Here is an 18,152-nt window from a genome sequence, read left to right as displayed (position 1 = left end):
ATCGTGACTGCCATCTCCAAGCAGCCGACGTTCGCCGGGCGATCGTCGGTGGGGCGGGCAGCGGCCTAACTAGGATGGCTACATGACTTCGGAGGGAACGCAGACGGCACCGGATGTGGTAGAGGATGTCTTCGAGGGCATGGCCACCGGTATCGAAGTGGAGGACTCCAGCAGCGTCGAGGAAGTGATCCACCGGCCGTGGAATCCCGAACAGGTTCGTGTAACGACGAGCGTGTTCTCCCTGCGTAACATCCTCGACCTGATCGACGAACGTTCCCTTGAGCTCGCGCCGGACTTTCAACGTGGCCAGGTTTGGCGCACGGACCAGAAGTCCCTGCTCGTCGAGTCCCTGCTGTTGCAGATTCCGCTCCCGGCGTTCTACTTCGCCGAGGACAGCGACGGCGCGTTCCGCGTCGTTGACGGAGTCCGGCGACTGTCCACGCTGTACGACTTCGTGCGCGGCTCGGACCCAGCGTTCCGACTCCAGGGCGTTGAGTATCTCAAGGACGTAGAAGGGCTGCGTTTCCAAGACCTCGCCGTACAGCTGCAACGCCGGATCAACAACACACAGCTGGTAATCAATGTGATCGACCCGGGGACACCTCCCGAGGTCATGTACGACATTTTCAAAAGGATCAACACCGGAGGCACGCCGCTCAACGCGCAGGAGATCCGGCACTGCATGAGCCGGCCGCGTAGCCGCGACATCCTCAAGCGTATGACGCACACCGACGCGTTCGCCAAGGCCACCAACGGCCTGACCGATCACATCAGGATGAACGACCGCGAGATGGCCCTGCGCTTCGCAGCGTTCTGGCTGCTTGGCATGGACGCATACATGGAGAATCCGGTGATGGAAGCCTTCCTGATGGACGCCACTCGCCTGCTGGACGATCCGGAAGCGGCGTCGGACGCGAAGGTACAGGAGTTGGAAAGCGCCTTTGAGGCGGCGATGACCAGCGCGTACCTGATCTTCGGTGAGCACACATTCCGCAAGTGGCCCCATGGCGCAAGCGGACGGAGTCCGATCAACCGGGCGCTGTTCGAAACCTGGTCGATCGCAGTAACCGGCTACAGCGCCCAGGATCTCGCCGCGCGCCGTGAGGACATCGTGGCAGCCGCTCGTCATCGGATGACCACTGATGTCGACTACCTCAACGCCATCACTTCTTCCACCGCTGACCGGCGGAGGGTCGCGTATCGGTTCGAGGCTGCCGCCGAGGATGTGAGGGCAGGACTGTGATCCGCTCCCTGGATATCACGCATTTCAAGTGCTTTCGGGAAGCATCATTCACGATGCGTCCGCTCACTGTTCTGACCGGCGTCAACGGTGGCGGGAAAAGCACCGTGCTGCAGTCCCTGCTGACGGCCCGGCTGGCAGCCACCTCACCGGGGCGTACGATCCGGCTGAACGGACCATTTGGGCTCGCTCTGGGCGAGGCCCGTGACGTCCTGCATTGGGCCGCGCCGGAACCCGAGATCGGTGTGCAGCTTGGCGGTCCGGCAGGCGAGCAGTGGGAGTATCGGTTCAGCTTGCCGGAAGAGGAGCACGCCCTGCACCTGGATGTTAGACACGCTCCTTCTGGCCAGGTGCCAGGCATCGGCAACTCACCAGCCGGCTTCACCTACCTCTGCGCGGAGCGCCTCGGTCCGCGCGACACTCTGTCGATCTCCGCCGAGGATCCGGATGAGATCGGAGTAGGGGTGCAGGGTGAGTTCACCGCCCAGGTACTGGCCCTGCGTGAGACGCGGGCAGTGAGTGCCCGCAGGGTGGTCCGTGAAGCACTTCGTCACCCGGAGGCTGGTAGTCCGCAGCCCCGGTTTCAGGCCCAGGCGTGGGCATCTGACGTCATCCGTCCCATCCGAATCACCGCACAGCTGGCCGTAGGGATCATGGCGAGTACGATTCGCTTCGAGGAGTCCGACTATGACCGGGAGCAGGTGCGCCCGGCGAACAGCGGGTTCGGTGTCTCCTATGCACTGCCAATCATCGTCGCCGGCCTGCTCACCGAACCCGGTGACATGTTCCTCGTCGAAAACCCTGAAGCCCACCTGCATCCCGCAGGACAGTCCAAGCTCGGCCGGTTCCTTGCCCTAGTGGCCGGCAGTGGGGTTCACGTCGTGGTGGAGACTCACAGCGACCACGTGCTCAACGGCGCCCGACTGGCTGTGGCCCAGGACCGCTCTCTTCCTGCGGCGGACATGATCGTGCACTACTTCGACCATGACCAGACCCTGCCGATCCAGGTCAACGACAGAGGGGAACTGGACCACTGGCCGGCCGGGTTCTTCGACCAGATCGAGAGCGACCTGGGGAGGCTGGCACGTGCCCGGCGAGCCCGATGACGACTATCGAGTGGTGCTCGACGAGGGGAGCCTCGATTGGCGCCACCTGTCGAAAGCCGAACTACGAGATGTCCTGGTGGTCTTCGGGGACCTGCTGGAACCGCTGGCCGATGGTCGGCTGGCCGCGTTCATGGACCCGGCCTACTCAACCGAGTGCTTGCCCGACCTGACCCTTGGCGACCTCATCTACACCCCGCATCCCGCGGTGCCCCGTGACGAACGTGTCCGCCTCGCCAAACTGCTCGACAAATGCCGAGCCCTGGAACCGCAGGAGGAAGACCTCCCACAGTTCGTACGGGTAAACAAGGACGGATGGAAAGAGGCATCGTGGGGAATGACCCATACTCTGGTCCGCGCCGCAACCGGCCGAGCGATGTCCTGCCTCGTCGTGCCGGTAACCCCTGGCCCCTCGGGATGGACCACTGTCAACCGTGAGACGGACCAGGTGGACATCCACATCCTGAGCGACCCGACGGAGGCGACTGGATTCTGGCGGGAGATCTACACCCGCGAACTCACTCCCGAGGACCAGTTCTTCACCCTGTCAGGCCTGGCCTTCCCCGAGTTACTCTTCGCCCCCTCTTTGAGCTTCCGTCGTTTCAAGAGCGCGTATACCGAGGTGCTCCCCTGGCTGGTCCGGCTGCTCGGCGCCCTCAATGACCACTTCGCCGATGACCTGACTGATCACGCCGGCGACCACAACCAGGTCATGGCCCGGTTCTCCGCCCTGGGTCTGGACATCTCTCCCGAGAGTCCGCTGACCCGGAGGAACACCAAGGCATGGGCGGAGCGTCTGGTCACCTATAGGGATACGGAATACCGCTGTGAGTGGCACGGCAAGCGGCTGTGGGACCGTGACCGCGTACACTTCTCTCTCCCTATCCCTGAGCAGGATGGACGGATTTTGATCGGCATCTTCGTCGACCACCTGAGCTAGGGGCTCGCAAGCAAGGATGCGGCTGTGAGGCACCACCGGACCGGGCTGAAGACCCGTGCAGCCGTATCCCCCCACAGACCGCTGGGGCCCCGGCAAACCATTCGGCGACGTGAAACGGCGGGTACGGGGCCGATCCACCCCATACCCGCCGCCCAGCGTTCAGCCCTTGTTCGGGTGGAGGATCACCGGTAGATGCGTGATGCCGTTGAGGAAGTTGGAGCCCAGGTGACGGGGCTCACCGGCGAGCTCGAACCACTCGACCTGCTCGACCAGCTCCTCCAGCAGGAGCTGGACGCCGGTCTGCGCGGGCGAGTTGCCGATGCACCGGTGGGAACCGAAGCCGAAGGCGACGTGCTGGTTCGGGCTGCGCACCGGGTCGAAGGTGTAGGGGTCGGCGAAGATCTCCTCGTCCCGGTTGGCCGAGCCGATCCAGGCGGCGACCAGCCCGCCCTCGGGGATGACGTGGCCGCCGAGCTCGACCTCCTGGGTCGTCCGGCGCAGCAGGTGGTTCACCGGGCTCGACCAGCGCAGGGTCTCCTCCAGCGTGAGCGGCAGCGTCGAGCGGTCCGCCTCACGGATACGCCGCCACAGGTCGGGGTTCTCGGCCATGGTGAGCACCAGGTGCGAGGACGCCTGCGGGATCGTCGGGTTGGCGCCCATGATGAAGGCGTAGCAGTTGACGAGGACCTCCTCGTCGGTGGCGGGACGCCCGTCGACCTCCATGCCGAGCAGCAGCGAGATCAGGTCGTCGGTGCCGGGTTCGTCCCTGCGGTCCTGGATCAGCTCGATGAACATCGAGAACAGGAACACGTGGGCGGCCCGCAGCGTCGCGGCCTCGTCGCCGATCGAGAACGCCGGGTCCTCGGGGGCCATGCTGGCCACCGTCCAATGCGCGGCCTCGGTCCACTTGTCCTGCGGGATGCCCATGAGCTCCCCGGCCACCAGCATCGGCAGCATGGTGACCAGCTTCGCCATGTCGGTCTGTCCCTCGGCGATGGCCCCGGCGACCAGCTTGGCGACCCGTTCGCGGATCTTCGGCTCGTGCCGGCGCATCACGCGGATGGACAGCGCGCTGATCGTGGCCCCGCGCACCTGGCCGTGGCGCGGCGGGTCCATCAGGTGGATGGCCTGGCCCGCGGCGGTGTCCCGCTCCAGGACGCTGAGCATGGTGCTGTGCTCGGAGCTGAACCGCCGGGTGTCGCGCAGGATGTCCACGACGTCGCGGTAGCGGGTCACCGACCAGAAGGGCGTCCCGTCCGGGGCCTCCTGGCGCCACACCGGGGCGGTCTCGCGCAGCGTGCGCCAGGCGGCGTGCGGGTCGCCCGAGCGGTAGAGCTCGGTGCCGTACAGATCGATCTCGTCCAGGGATACGGATTTCGCGCCCGCGTCGGTCAAGCGCATCTAGCTCTGCCTTTCATCTGAGGGAGCCGCCGCGTCCGAGGAGGCCGCGGCCGGGTGGATCGCGGCCAGGCGGTGCCGGCCCGCCTCCTGCCAGAGCGCGCCGGGCGGCCCGAGGCGGGTCGCCGCGGACCTGATCACCTCGAAGAAGCGGTGCACGGGCGCGCCCAGGGTGAGCCCGCGCGCGCCGTGCGCCTGGACCGAGATCCTGATCGTGCGCAGCGCCACCTCGGCGGTCCAGGCCAGCGCCTCGGCCGCCTCCCGGGAGAAGGGCTCCCCCGCGTCGGCCTGCCAGGCGGCCCGGTACACGAGCAGCCGCGCGGCCTCCAGGTCGATCCTGGCCTTGGCGAGGGGGAAGGCGACGGCCTGGTTGTCCAGTACGAACCGGTCGAACTGCCGCCGGTTCGCCGTGTGGGTGACGGCGAGCGCGTGCGCGCCGAACCCGAACCCGAGCAGGTACCCGGCTTGGCGCACGCGGTGCCTGGCCAGCAGTCCGGCCGGATCCGACAGCGGGCGGCCCGCGCCGAGGCCGCCGACGACCTGGCCGGACGTGACGGTGACCTCGTCCAGGGACAGGGCGGCCGGGCTCTCCACCGGGCCGCTCCACGGGTAGGCCGGCCCGGCCGCGCCCCGCCACACCGTGGACGGCAGGACGGCGAGCAGGACCTCGCCGTCGCCCTCCTCGGCGCGGAAGGCGGCGCAGCACGCCTGGTCGGGGTGGACGTCCTCGACCGTGACGGCGCCGGACGGACGCCAGCCGCCCTCGGACCGCCGGGCCCGGACCGCCGTCGGGCGGCAGACCTGGTCCAGCCCGGCCGCCACCACGACCTGCTTGCCGGCCACCACCGCGGCCGCGACGTCGGCGCCTGGCGCGTCCTCGCCGGCCTCGGCGAGCGCGTCCACCACCAGCATGCCGCCGGAGTAGACGTCGGGCAGCGCGCGGCGGCCGAGCTCGACGGCGATCGTGACGCCGCAGGACAGGCCGAGGTCGAAGCCGCCGAGGTCGATCGCGGCGGCGAAGGCGAACCCGTCCATGTCGGCGAGCGCGGCCAGCGCCGAGGTGCCGTCGCGGCCCGGCTCGGCGACGCTCAGGCCCTCGCGTACGGTTCCGGCGATCCGTTCCAGGACGGGATCAGATTTCAGATCCACCGCCGGCACCCCCGATCACGTCAGGCCGGTCGAAGGCCGAGCTCGCGACCAGCTCCAGCATCATTTCCGAGGTCCCGGCCGAGAGGGTCAGGCCCGGGCTCTCGCGGTACCCGGCCTCCAGCACGGCGGCCTTCTCCGGGCTCAGCGCGCGCAGCCCGTACCCGTGGCCGTGCACGAGCGCGGCCCAGATCGCGACCTGGGCCGCGGTCTCGCTGGTGTGGTACTTGCTGATGGCGGCCGACGTCGGGTCGAGCGGGCCGCGGCCGAGCTGGCTGATGGTGCTCCAGGCGAGCAGGCGGCCGGCGTCGACGGCGGCGCCGTACCTGCCGACCTCCTCCAGCAGCGCGTCGTCGGTCGTCTCGGGGATCAGGCCGGTGAGCGTGGCGTCGTACCAGCGGGCGGCCTTGAGCGAGTAGTCCAGGCCGGTCCGCTCGATGGCCAGGCAGCGGGTGAGCAGGGACCAGCCCTCGCCCTCCGCGCCCAGCAGCGCGTCCGCGCCCACCCACACGCCGTCCAGCTCGACGCGGTCGTACTGCTCGTCGGCGAGGCTGGCGATGTGGCCGCGGGTGACGCCCTCGGCGTGCAGGTCCACCAGGAACAGGCTGATGCCCTCGTACTTGGTGGTGCCGGTCCCGGTGCGGACGGCGCACAGGCCGATGTCGCTCATGCCGCTCTTCAACCCGAACACCTTGGTGCCCGAGAGCCGGTACCCGTCGCCGTCGCGGACGGCGGCGGCGCGCAGCGAGGCCAGGTCGGACCCGACCTCCGGCTCGGTGTACAGAACGGTGGCGAACAGCTCGCCGCTCGCCAGTTTGGGCAGGTAGCGGGCCTTCTGCTCGTCCGAGCCCGCCTCCAGCAGGAACAGGCCGACGATCTGGACGCTGAGCACCTGCAGCATGTCGGGCATGCCGCCGCGCACCAGCTCCTCGATCACCGCCGCGGCCTCCAGGTGGCTGACGCCGCGCCCGCCGTACTCCTCGGGCCAGCTCGCCGCGAACAGTCGGTGCGCGGCGATGGCGCGGTACAGCGGGCGGACGTCGGGCTCGCGCTCGCCCGCGGCCGTCACGCGGGCGAGGTCGTCGAGGGCCGCCCGCACGGGGGGCGTGCCGAGGACCTCGCGGACCTCGGCACGTAGCGCGCGCTCGGCGTCGCTCTCTCCGAAGTTCATGCGGAGCCGTCGCCCTCCTGGTCGCCGAGGAGCTTGGCCACCTCGTCCTCGGGCATCTGCTCCAGCAGCGCCAGCAGTTCCTCGTCCGACATCGACTCCTGCTTCTGCGCGTCCACCACGCCGCCGAGGTGGGCGACGGTGGGCGAGCGGAAGAACTCGGCCAGGCCGAGGTCCACGCCGAACCGGTCGCGGATCCGCGACACGAGCTGGGTGGCCTGCAGGCTGTTGCCGCCGATCTCGAAGAAGTTGTCGTGGATGCCGACCTTGCTGAGCCGCAGCAGCGGGGCGAAGATCTCCTCCGCCAGCACCCGCTCGGTCTCGTTGGTGGGCTCGGCCGAGACGCCGCCGGTCCTGGCGCTCTCGTCGGGGGCGGGCAGCCTGCGCGCGTCCACCTTGCCGGCCACGGTCAGCGGGAGCTGCTCCAGCAGCACCACGTACGCGGGCACCATGTGCCGGGGCAGGTGCTCGGACACGTACCCGCGCAGCAGCGTCACCTCCGGGCTGGTCCCGGCGGCCGAGCTGACGTAGGCCACCAGGTGCTTCTCGCCGACCTCGTCGGTCCACGCCTGCACCGACACCTGGCCGACGTCGGGGTGGGAGGCGAGCACGGTCTCGATCTCGCCGAGCTCGATGCGCTGGCCGCGGATCTTCACCTGGGCGTCGATGCGGCCGAGGCACAGCAGGTTGCCGTTGCGCAGCCGCTTGACCAGGTCGCCGGTGTGGTACAGCCGGCCGCCCTGCGCGGTGCCGAACGGGTCGTGCACGATCTTGGCCTGGGTGAGGAACGGGTCGTTGAGGTACCCGGGGGTGAGGCCGACGCCGCCGATGACCAGCTCGCCCGCCACGCCGTACGGCAGCAGCTCCATGTGCTGGTCGACGACGTGCGCGACGTGGTTGGCGTACGGCAGGCCGATCGGCGGGCCGGACTCGAAGTGGCCGATGCACTCGTAGTACACCATCGCGACCGTGCACTCGGTGGGGCCGTAGCCGTTGAACAGGCGACGGCGCCGGTTCCACCGGTTCACCAGCTCGCCGTTGAACATCTCGCCGCCGACCATCACCAGGCGGGCCGCGGTGAAGCGCTCGGGGGTGAGCAGGGCCATCACCGGCGGCGGCAGGTCGATGATCGTGGTGCGGGTCTCCTCGATCAGCTTCTGCAGCGCCTCCATGTCCAGGCGCTCCTCGTCGCGGACGAGGTTGATGCGCGCGCCGCGGCACAGCGCGGTGAAGATCTCGAACACCGAGACGTCGAAGGTGAGCGACGCGAACGCAACGATGCGGTCGCTCGGCACGATGTCGAACATCTCCGAGATCGCGTCGACGAACTCGACGACCGAGTGGTGCTCGATGAGCACGCCCTTGGGCCTGCCGGTCGTCCCGGAGGTGAACAGGACGTACGCGACGTCCTTCAGTCCGGGCCCGTAGTCGAGGTTCGTGTCGTCGTACCCGGCGAGGGTGTCGGCGAGCTCGTCCAGGACCAGCACCTTCGGCCCGCCCTCGGGCAGGTTGCCGGCGACGGAGCTGTGCGAGAGCACCACGGCGGGCGCGGCGTCCGCGAGCATGCCGGCCACGCGCTGCGGCGGGTGGGAGCTGTCGATGGGGACGTAGGCGGCGCCGGCCTTCAGTGTCGCGAACATCGACACGATCAGGTCGTGGTCGCGGGGCATCGCCAGCGCGACCCTGCCGCCCCGCTCGACGCCGTTCTCGGCCAGCAGGCGGGCCAGGCGGTTGGCGCGGCCGTTCAGCTCGCCGTACGTCATCTCCGTGCCGCCGACGACCACGGCCACGGCGGCAGGGTCCCGCTCCACCTGGAGTTCGAACTCCTGCGGCAGCGTGGTCGTGGCGTTCGGGCGGGTGGGGCCGTTCCACTTGGTGAGCAGTTCCTCCCGCTCGGCCGGCGTGATCACCGGCACCCGGGAGATCGGCGTGTTGAGGAACGGGATGAGCGCGCGCAGGGCCTGCTTGTAGTGCCCGGCCAGCGCGTTCATCGTGTCGGCGTCGAACAGGTTGGTGTTGTACTCCAGGGTGAAGATCAGCCCGTCGGTGGTCTCCATGAGGCCCCAGGTCATGTCGAACCGGGCGGTGTCCAGGTCCGGGGACTCGGGGACGACGGTCAGGCCGGGCAGCCGGGGCGGCTCGGCCAGGTTCGACAGGCCGAAGCCGATCTGGAACAGCGGGGTGCGGGCCGGGTCGCGGGGCGGGCGCACGACGTCCACCACCCGGTCGAAGGGCAGCTCGCCGTGGGCCATCGCGCCCTGGACGACGTCGTGCACGCGGCCGATGAGCTGGCGGACGGTGGGGTCGCCGGACAGGTCCGTGCGCAGCACCAGGATGTTGATGAAGTAGCCGATCATCCGCTCGACCTCGGTGCGGCTGCGGTTGGCCGCGGCCGAGCCGACGGTGAGGTCCTCCTGGCCGGTGTGGCGGTGCAGGACGATGAGGAACGCCGCCAGGTACACCGCGAAGGTGCTGGTGCCGGTCTCCCGGGCCAGGCCGTGCAGATCCTCCATCAGGTCGATGGGCGTCGAGTGGTGCAGGGTGGCGCCGTCGAAGGTCGCCTCGGCGGGGCGCGGGCGGTCGGTGGGGAACTCGACCACGGGGGCGCCGGTCAGCCGGTCGCGCCAGTACCCGTTCAGCTCCTCCAGCACCTTGCCCTGCAGCCAGTCGCGCTGCCAGGTGGCGTAGTCGGCGTACTGCAGGGCGGGCGGCTCGGGCGCCTCGATGCCCTCGACGCCGGTCCTGATGCCGTAGAACGCGGCGAGCTCCTGGCAGAACACGCCCATCGACCAGCCGTCCCAGATCACGTGGTGGACGACCAGCACCAGCAGGTGGTCACCCTCGTCGATCCGGTACAGCATGACCCGCCACAGCGGCGCGGCCGTCAGGTCGAACGGCTCACGCGCGGCGTCGGTCGCCAGCTTCCTGGCGGCGGCCAGCCGCTCGTCGGCGGTGGACCCGGCCGGCTCGATGACCGGCACCTCCACCGGCACCGTGGCGTGGATCCGCTGGAGGCCCTCACCGTCGCGGTCGTGAAGGCTCGTGCGCATGGACTCGTGCCGGCCGACCACGTCGGCGAAGGCCGCGCGGAACGCCTCGACATCGAGGTCGCCGCCGATCCGGAACGCGCCGGGGACGTTGTAGGTGGACTGGCCGGGGGCGAACTGGTCCAGGAACCAGAGCGATTCCTGGGAAAAGGACAGCGGCGCGGTGTCCCCGCTCTGCCTCGGCTGCATGACGGCGGCGCTCCGCTGCTTCTCCGACTTCAAGCGGTTCAGCAGTTCCGTCCGATGGTCACCGGGTTGCCGCGCAAAATCGTCATGTAGCTCGCTCATGCTCATCCCATTTCCGCACCGACTTTTCCAGGGTTCCACGATCCACACTAGGGATCGGCGCGCAGAACCGGCATCCGTGAGCGCGTGAAGTTCGGCGAAACGGTGCGCTTAACCGAAAGGCGGGATCGGCCAAGAAACTTGCAACGTCATCCGGTGAGAGGTGAAACCAGGCTGCCTTCATACCAATGGATCACGTATTCCAAGGTTCATGCGCCATGGCGTACGGTGACGGTTCCGAAAGCAGTACGAGGGCGCGCGACGCGCTCGGCGGAGATTCCCGTGCGGGGGAAGGTCACAGCCATGCCAGATACCGATCACTTCGAGCTATGGACGGACGAGCCCCGGCGCGCGGGCCGGCCCGCGCCGGACGGCACGGTCGAACTGGCCCTGCCGGAGGCGGACGCGGCGGCCGTCCGCGCGCTCGCCTCACACGGCGGCGCGAGCCTGGGGGCGGTGGCGCTGGCCGGGTTCGCGGCCGTCCTGCACCGGTACACCGGCCGGGCGGACATCCCCATCCAGATCGGCCCAGAGACCGGCCCAGAGACCGGCCCTGAGACCGGCACAGAGTCCGGCGCCGAGACCGTCCAGGCGGACCTGTCGGGTGATCCCGGCTTCGCGGAGCTGCTCGGGCGGCTCAAGCTCGACCAGCGGCAGGCGGCGTTCACCGCGGACGGCCTGTCGGTGACGCTCGACGGCTTCGGCGACCCCGACGGCGCCGGTACGGAGCCGCGCGTCCTGGCCGGCCACGACCGCGCGCTGTACCACGAGGACACCGCCCGGCGCCTGGCCGGCCACGTCGCGACGCTGCTGGCGGGCGCCGCCGCCGACCCCGCGCTGCCCGTCTCGCGCCTGCCGCTGCTCACCGCCGCCGAGCGGGAGACCGTCGACGGCTGGAACGCGACCGAGGTGGACTACCCCACGGCGCACACCGTGCCCGAGCTCATCACCCTCCAGGCCCGCGCCACCCCCGACGCGGTGGCGATCCGGTTCGAAGGCACCTCGGTCACCTACCGTGAGCTGGAGGAACGCACCAACCGGCTCGCCCACCGCCTGCGCACGCTCGGCGTCGGCCCCGACTCCGTGGTCGCGGTGCACCTGGAGCGGTCGGTCGAGCTCGTGGTCGCCCTGGTGGCGACGCTGAAGGCGGGCGGCGCGTACCTGCCGCTCGACCCGCAGTACCCGCCGGCCCGGCTGATGTTCATGGCCGGGGACGCGGGGGCCCGCGTGCTGCTCACCCGCCGGTCCCTGGCCGCCCGGCTGAACGTCCCCGACCTGCGCCCGGTCTGCCTGGACGACCCGGCCGAGGGGCTGGACGACCTGCCGGCCGAGGCCCCGGAAGGGGCGCCGGGCCTCGCCGACCTCGCGTACGTGATCTACACCTCGGGCTCCACCGGGATGCCCAAGGGCGTGATGAACACCCACGCGGGCCTGCTCAACCGGCTGCTGTGGATGCAGGAGGCCTACCGGCTCGGCCCCGGCGACGCGGTGATGCAGAAGACGCCCTGCGGGTTCGACGTCTCGGTGTGGGAGTTCTTCTGGCCGTTCATCGCCGGCGCCCGGCTGGTCGTGATCAAGCCGGACGGGCACAAGGACATGGAGTACCTCGGCGAGGTCGTCGAGGCGGAGCGGGTGACGTTCCTGCACTTCGTGCCGCCGATGCTCGCGCTGTTCCTGGAGTTCGCCGACCTGTCGAGGTGCGGGTCGATCCGCCAGGTGGTGTGCAGCGGCGAGGCCCTGCCCGCGGACCTGGCGCGCCGGTTCTTCGCCTCGGGCCTGTCCGCCGGACTGGACAACCTGTACGGGCCGACCGAGGCGGCCATCGACGTCACCCGGTGGACCTGCGGCCCGCAGGACGCGATCACCCCGATCGGCGCGCCGATCGCCAACACCACCGTCCACGTCCTGGACGCGCACGGCAACCGGATGCCCGTCGGCATGGCCGGTGAGCTGCACCTGGGCGGCGTCCAGCTCGCCCGCGGCTACCTCAACCGGCCCGAGCTGACCGCCGAGAAGTTCGTGGCCGACCCCGAGGACCCGGACAGGCGGCTGTACGCCACCGGCGACCTGGCCCGCTGGCGCGCCGACGGCGTCGTCGAGTTCCTCGGCCGCATCGACCACCAGGTCAAGCTGAACGGCTCCCGGATCGAGCTGGGCGAGATCGAGGCCGCGCTGCTGGACCACCCCGGCGTCGCGCAGGCCGTGGTCGTGCTCGGGGAGGACAACCGGGGCGAGCCCGCGCTGGTGGCCTACCTGGTGTACCGGGGCGACCCCGAGCCGGGTGGCCGGGTGCGCGCCCGCCTGGCCGAGCGGCTGCCGGAGTACATGCTGCCCACGATGTACGTGGCGCTGACCGAGATCCCGCTGTCCCCGAACGGCAAGGTCGACCGCGGCGCCCTGCCCAAGCCCACCGTCCGGGACCTCGGCACCTCGGAGGCCGAGTTCGTCGCGCCCCGGGACGACGTCGAGCGCCTGCTCGCCGACCTGTTCGGCAAGGTGCTCGGGCGCGGCCCGATCAGCATCAAGGACAGCTTCTTCGACCTCGGCGGCCACTCCCTGCTCGCGGCCAGGCTCACCGCGCGGCTGCGCAGGAGCTTCGGCATCGACGTGCCCATGCGCATGCTCTACGCCGGGCCGACGGTGGAGAGCCTCGCGGTGGCGCTCGTGGAGGCGGCGCTCGTCGCCGAGAAGGACAAGTGAGACGGCGCGGCGCGGTCGCGTTGTCATCACGGCGTTGAATCGCGCCGCCAAATCTCATCGCGGCGTGCCATCGGCGGCGCACGGCATCAACGGGTGGCGTCGGCGGGAGTCCCGCTCCTGTGGATGTGTACCCGAGTGCCCGACTTGTAGATTCGCGGCAAGTGGAGCATTCTCCCCGGCGGGGTTGAATCGTTGACGGAGGTTACGTGGACATGGTTTCTGAGGTGAAAACCGGTGTCCTGCCGTTATCCGTCGTCACCATGACGAGCCTGCGGCCCGTCGACTTGACGGATCATTGGAACAATCGCGGGATTTCGGCGGCCGGAGAGACCGGATCAGGTGGTTTCAACGTGTGGCGTAATTCGTTTCCGGCCGAATACCTGCCGCCACCGGGCGCGCAGGTGGAGGTGGACGGGGTGCCATTCCGTTTCGGCGGACCGGATCCCGCCGGCGACAACATTCGCTGCGCGGGCCAGTACGTCGAACTCCCCGAGGGCCGATACGACTGGATCCACCTGCTGACCGCCGCCGAACGGCGGACCGAGGACACCGTGGCGCTGCACTTCTCCGGCGGCGAGGTGGACTTCGAGTCGCTGCGCGTGTCGGACTTCTGGGCGCGGGCGCACGCGGCGTTCGGCGAGGCCAAGGCGTTCGAGACGCCGGTCATGCACTACCCGCACCACGTGCAGCCACGGGTGGAGGCCCTGATGTGGAGCCAGCGGGTCCCGGTGACCCGGCGCGCGCCCCTGCGCGGCCTGCGGCTGCCGCGCAACATCGCGATCCACGTGTTCGCGATGACCCTGCAGACGCCCGGCGAGCCCGTGGCGGAGCGGTCATGAGCACGACGCCGACCGCCCCGCCCGCGCTGTGGTACCGCGACCTGATCAGCTGCCTGCAGTCGACGCTCGCCGCCGCGCTGCTGCGCGAGGGCCGCGACCCGGTGGACGCGCTCGGCGCGCACTGGGAGTTCCTGTTCAAGCCGGGCGACGTCACCTCCGAGGAGTTCTACTACCCCTGCCGGTACCCGGGCGACCTCGGCCGCAGCCTGGCGCCGCACCACGGCCTGTCCACCACCTGGCACCGCCCGGCCGACCCCGGCGACCCGCTGGAGGACGTGCGGCGCGCGCTCAAGGACGGGCACCACCCGGTCATCGCGGTGGACAACTTCCACCTGCCGTTCCGTCCCGCCTACCAGGACGTCCACGCCGCGCACCTGATCGTCGTGTACGGCCTGGACGAGGCGGCCGGGCAGGCGTACGTCAGCGACGCGATGCCGCCCGCGCACGCCGGGCCGATCCCGGTCGAAGCGCTGCTGGCGGCGTGGACCTCGGCCAACCCCAAGGACGTGCAGGACGCGTTCTTCAGCGACTCCGCCATCGGCGGCCGCTACCTGACCGTCACCGTCAGGGACGCCCCGGCGACCACCCCCGCGTTCGTCCGCGAGGTCCTCACGGCCAACGTCGCCGGGTTCGAGGCCGACCGGGACACCGCGGGCTGGGGCGGCCTCGCCGGCGTGCGGGACTTCACCACGAGCCTCGCCGACCGGGCCCGCGCCGGCGACGCCCGCGCCCTGGAGGAGGCGTACCCGTTCGGGTGGGGCATGCAGGCCCAGGCCGCGCTGCACGCCGAGTTCCTGCGCTCCTGCGGGACGCGCTGGGAGCTGCCCGCGCTGCGGGAGGCGGCCCGGCTGGCGGAGCACGTCGCGCACGCCTGGACGGGGGTGCGGATCACCGCCGCGCACGGCAGGCGCGATCCCGCCGCGGCGGCGCCCGACCTGGCCCGGCACGGGGGACGCCTCGTCGCCGCGTACGAGGCCGCCGTCGCGGGACTGCGCGAGGCGGCCGGGTTCCTGTGACGGCCTTCCCAGCCCTGGAGGGGACACCTTGACCAGCCCAGAGACCATGCCCGGCGCCGCGGCGCCCGGGCGAGACCGCGGCGCGGCCGGCGACAGGGATCGGCGGCTGGCCGCGTTCGGCGGCAGGCCCGCCGTGCCGAGAGAGCTGCGCAACCCGCCCTGGCCGGTGATCACCGACGACGACCGGGCCGCCGTGCTCGGCGTGCTCGACGGGGCGGCCCTGGTGTCGGACACCGACGGCGAGACGGCGGTGTCGGTCCTCGAGCGCCGCTGGGCCGAGCGGACGGGGGCCGCGCACTGCGTGGGCACCTCCAACGGCACCACCGCGCTCCAGCTCGCGCTCGCGGCGCTCGGCGTCGGCCCGGGCGACGAGGTGATCGTCCCGGCGCTGAGCTTCATCGCCAGCGGGCTGGCCCCGCTGCACCAGATGGCGATCCCGGTCTTCGCCGACATCGACCCGGTCACGTTCAACATGGACCCGGCGGCGGTGGAGGCCCTGGTCACCCCGCGCACCGCGGCGATCCTGCCGGTGCACCTGCACGGTCACCCCGCCGACATGGACGCGCTGAACGCGATCGCCCGCCGCCACGACCTGGCGGTGCTCGAAGACGCCGCGCAGGCGCACGGCGCGTACTACAAGGGCCGCCCGGTCGGCTCGCTCGGCGACGCCGCCGCGTTCAGCCTCCAGGTGACCAAGAACCTGCCGACCTGCGGCGAGGGCGGCCTCGTCACGATAAATGATGACAAGGTGGCGGAGACGGCCCGGATGACCCGCCAGTTCGGCGAGGTCATCGAGGCCGGCCGCGACCGCGACTACATCTCCTACATCCTCGGCTGGAACCACAAGCTGAGCGCGGTGCAGGCGGCGTTCACGCTGTCCCAGCTGGAACGCTTCGACGCCTACGACGCCGCCCGGCGCGAGAACGTCACCGCCCTGCTCGCCCGCCTGGCCGAGCTGCCCGGCCTGATCGTCCCCACCTGCGCCGGGGACGTCACGCACGCGTGGCACATCCTGCGCTTCCGCTTCGACCCGGCCGCGGCGGGCCTGCCGGACGTGCGCCCCGAGGCGTTCCGCGCGGCGCTGCACCGCCTGCTGCGCGCCGAGGGCGTGCCCGTGTCCCGCTACCAGTTGCTCGCGCTGCCCGAGCAGAAGGTCTTCACCGACCGGATCGGCTACGGCTCCGGCTACCCGTGGACGGCGGGCGACCCGGTCGCCGACGCCGAGCACCCCGTGGCCACGCAAGTCATCGCCGACTCGCTCACGCTGCAGAAGCGCCACCTCAACCCGGACGCCGGACCCGCGCTGCAACGGTACGCCGACGGCTTCGAAAAGGTCTGGGCGAACCTGGACATGGCCGCCGCGATCGCGAAGTCGGCCCGGTGACCGCCGTCGCGGGCGCCGACACCGGCGCCGAGACGAGCCCGCCGGTGGCCGTGGAAACGGCCCCGGAAACGGGCGCCGCACCGGACTCCGAGCTCCTCCGGGAGACCGCCCTGCGGATCCGCCGCCACATCGTCGACATGTGCGCGGGCCCCGAGGGCGGGCACCTCGGCGGCTCGCTGTCCAGCACGGACATCCTCACCGTCCTGTACTTCTCGGTCCTGCGCTGCGACCCCGCCGCGCCGCACGACCCCGATCGGGACGTTTTCCTGCTCAGCAAGGGGCACGGCGCGATCGGCCTGTACGCGACGCTCGCCGAGCGCGGCTACTTCCCCGTGTCCGAGTTGGAGACGTACGCCCGTCCCGGCGGGCGCCTGATGGGCCACCCCGTGCGCGCCGTCCCCGGCGTGGAGATGCCGACCGGCTCGCTCGGGCACGGGCTCGCCCTCGGCCTCGGCTTCGCGCTGTCCGCCCGGCTCGCCGGCCGGACGAACCGGGCGTTCGTGCTGATGGGTGACGGCGAGCTGCAGGAGGGGTCCTGCTGGGAGGCCGCCATCGCCGCCTCCGCCCAGGGCGCCGACAACCTGGTGGCCGTCGTCGACAGGAACGGCCTCCAGCTCACCGGCGAGACCGAGGGGATCGCCCCGCTGGAGCCGATGGCCGAGCGCTGGCGGTCCTTCAACTGGGCGGTCCGCGAGGTGGACGGCCACGACCACGAGGCGCTGCGCGAGGCGCTGGCCTCGGCGCCCTGGGACCCGGGACGCCCGAGCCTCGTCGTCGCCCGCACCGTCAAGGGCCAGGGCCTGCCGATGGTCGCGGGCAAGGTCCACAGCCACTACGCCACCCTGTCCGAGCGGATGCACGCCCGGGCGGTCCGCGCGCTGCGGGCGGGTGAACGATGAGCGCCGCGGCCACCCGGACGGTGTACCGGGACGCGCTGGTCGAGCGGATGGGCGCCGACCCCACGGCGGTGTGCCTGGACACCGACACCGGCCTGTTCTCCGGCGTCGACTTCGGCGACGCCGCCGCCCGGTACATCAACCTGGGCATCGCCGAGCACACGCTCATGGGCGTGGCGGCGGGCATGGCGGCCTCCGGCTGGCGTCCGTACGTCAACACGATGGCCGCGTTCGCGGGTGCCCGCGCGCTGGAGGCCGTCAAGATCGACATCGCGTACAACGCGCTGCCGGTCCGCATCATGGCCACGCACAGCGGCGTCTCCGCCGGGCACCTCGGCCCGACGCACCACGCGCTGGAGGACCTGGCCGTGATGCGGGTCCTGCCGAACATGACCGTGGTCGTCCCGGCCGACGGTGCCTCCACCAGCGCGCTGCTCGGCCAGGTCGCCGAGCTGCCCGGCCCTGTGTACGTCCGGCTCGGCCGCAAGCCGACCCCGTCACTGCCCGAGGACACCCCGCCGCCGGTGCTCGGCCTGATCCAGCGGCTGCGCGACGGCGGCGAGGTGGTGCTGGTGTGCGCCGGCCCGCTGCCCGTGCTCGCCGCGCTGGAGGCCGCCGAGACGCTCGCCGCCGAGGACGGGCTGGACGTGGGCGTGCTGCACGCGCACACGCTCAAGCCGTTCGACACCGCGACGCTGACCGCCGCGACGGCCGGCGCCCGGCTGGTGGTCACGGTCGAGGAGCACTGGCCTGCCGGCGGCCTCGGATCGGCCGTGGCCGAGGAACTCGCCGAGCACGCGCCGCGCCCGCTGCTGCGGATCGCCATGCCCGACCGGTTCGTCGACACGGTCGGCGGCCAGGAACGGCTGATGGCCGACAACGGCATCACCGCCGAAGGCGTCACGGCCCGGGTGCGCGCCAAACTCGCCGGGCCTGCGGGAACGGCCACCGTGCCCGGCACACAGACCCGCCCGAGTCCATGACGGAGAA

13 protein-coding genes are annotated in these 18,152 nt (G+C 71.1%); 9 read left to right on the top strand and 4 right to left on the bottom strand.

Annotated features, from left to right (window positions below; genetic code table 11):
- Window positions 1-82: 82 nt before the first annotated feature.
- Genes AB0H21_RS05510 through AB0H21_RS05500 form a run of 3 tightly spaced genes read left to right on the top strand, consistent with a single transcriptional unit; the run spans window position 83 to window position 3,283 of the window.
- The gene (locus AB0H21_RS05510; protein ID WP_358512141.1) at window positions 83-1,243 is read left to right on the top strand and encodes a DUF262 domain-containing protein; all 1,161 of its coding nucleotides are present in this window, start codon (window positions 83-85) and stop codon (window positions 1,241-1,243) included.
- The gene (locus tag AB0H21_RS05505) at window positions 1,240-2,346 is read left to right on the top strand and encodes a DUF3696 domain-containing protein (RefSeq protein WP_358512139.1); all 1,107 of its coding nucleotides are present in this window, start codon (window positions 1,240-1,242) and stop codon (window positions 2,344-2,346) included. Before AB0H21_RS05510 ends, AB0H21_RS05505 begins: the two co-directional genes overlap by 4 nt.
- Complete coding sequence (locus AB0H21_RS05500; protein ID WP_358512136.1) at window positions 2,327-3,283, top strand: hypothetical protein; 957 nt, start codon at window positions 2,327-2,329, stop codon at window positions 3,281-3,283. The genes AB0H21_RS05505 and AB0H21_RS05500 overlap by 20 nt, the downstream gene beginning before the upstream one ends.
- Window positions 3,284-3,442: 159 nt before the next feature.
- Here the strand turns inward: AB0H21_RS05500 and AB0H21_RS05495 are convergent, their stop codons facing one another.
- From AB0H21_RS05495 to AB0H21_RS05480, 4 genes are read right to left on the bottom strand one after another with little or no spacing between them, the layout of a single operon-like run.
- The gene (locus AB0H21_RS05495; protein WP_358512134.1) at window positions 3,443-4,684 is read right to left on the bottom strand and encodes a cytochrome P450; all 1,242 of its coding nucleotides are present in this window, start codon (window positions 4,682-4,684) and stop codon (window positions 3,443-3,445) included.
- The gene (locus tag AB0H21_RS05490) at window positions 4,685-5,830 is read right to left on the bottom strand and encodes an acyl-CoA dehydrogenase family protein (RefSeq protein ID WP_358512131.1); all 1,146 of its coding nucleotides are present in this window, start codon (window positions 5,828-5,830) and stop codon (window positions 4,685-4,687) included.
- The gene (locus tag AB0H21_RS05485) at window positions 5,814-6,998 is read right to left on the bottom strand and encodes an acyl-CoA dehydrogenase family protein (protein ID WP_358512128.1); all 1,185 of its coding nucleotides are present in this window, start codon (window positions 6,996-6,998) and stop codon (window positions 5,814-5,816) included. The genes AB0H21_RS05490 and AB0H21_RS05485 overlap by 17 nt, the downstream gene beginning before the upstream one ends.
- Window positions 6,995-10,330, bottom strand: a complete 3,336-nt coding sequence (locus tag AB0H21_RS05480) for an amino acid adenylation domain-containing protein (protein ID WP_358512125.1) — start codon at window positions 10,328-10,330, stop codon at window positions 6,995-6,997. Before AB0H21_RS05480 ends, AB0H21_RS05485 begins: the two co-directional genes overlap by 4 nt.
- A gap of 300 nt (window positions 10,331-10,630) precedes the next feature.
- On the opposite strand from AB0H21_RS05480, the gene AB0H21_RS05475 reads away from it, so the two are divergent.
- The 6 genes from AB0H21_RS05475 to AB0H21_RS05450 all read left to right on the top strand — a co-directional run bounded on the left by AB0H21_RS05475 (window position 10,631) and on the right by AB0H21_RS05450 (window position 18,145).
- Complete coding sequence (locus tag AB0H21_RS05475; protein ID WP_358512122.1) at window positions 10,631-13,027, top strand: amino acid adenylation domain-containing protein; 2,397 nt, start codon at window positions 10,631-10,633, stop codon at window positions 13,025-13,027.
- Window positions 13,028-13,443: 416 nt separating this feature from the next.
- Complete coding sequence (locus tag AB0H21_RS05470; RefSeq protein WP_358512119.1) at window positions 13,444-13,866, top strand: hypothetical protein; 423 nt, start codon at window positions 13,444-13,446, stop codon at window positions 13,864-13,866.
- Window positions 13,863-14,882, top strand: a complete 1,020-nt coding sequence (locus tag AB0H21_RS05465) for a BtrH N-terminal domain-containing protein (protein WP_358512116.1) — start codon at window positions 13,863-13,865, stop codon at window positions 14,880-14,882. The genes AB0H21_RS05470 and AB0H21_RS05465 overlap by 4 nt, the downstream gene beginning before the upstream one ends.
- A 28-nt stretch (window positions 14,883-14,910) precedes the next feature.
- Window positions 14,911-16,266 (top strand): DegT/DnrJ/EryC1/StrS family aminotransferase, encoded by a 1,356-nt coding sequence (locus AB0H21_RS05460; protein WP_358512113.1) that lies wholly within the window; start codon window positions 14,911-14,913, stop codon window positions 16,264-16,266.
- Window positions 16,263-17,165, top strand: coding sequence for a transketolase (locus tag AB0H21_RS05455; protein WP_358512110.1), 903 nt, complete (start codon window positions 16,263-16,265; stop codon window positions 17,163-17,165). Before AB0H21_RS05460 ends, AB0H21_RS05455 begins: the two co-directional genes overlap by 4 nt.
- Entirely contained in the window at window positions 17,162-18,145 is a 984-nt protein-coding gene (locus AB0H21_RS05450; RefSeq protein ID WP_358512107.1) for a transketolase C-terminal domain-containing protein, read from the top strand. Before AB0H21_RS05455 ends, AB0H21_RS05450 begins: the two co-directional genes overlap by 4 nt.
- Window positions 18,146-18,152: the final 7 nt, after the last annotated feature.

The organism is Sphaerisporangium sp. NPDC051011, from assembly GCF_040653595.1.
Classification (GTDB): domain Bacteria; phylum Actinomycetota; class Actinomycetes; order Streptosporangiales; family Streptosporangiaceae; genus Sphaerisporangium.
The sequence above is the reverse complement of the archived record's forward strand: the minus strand, read 5'-3'. Positions and strand labels throughout refer to the sequence as shown.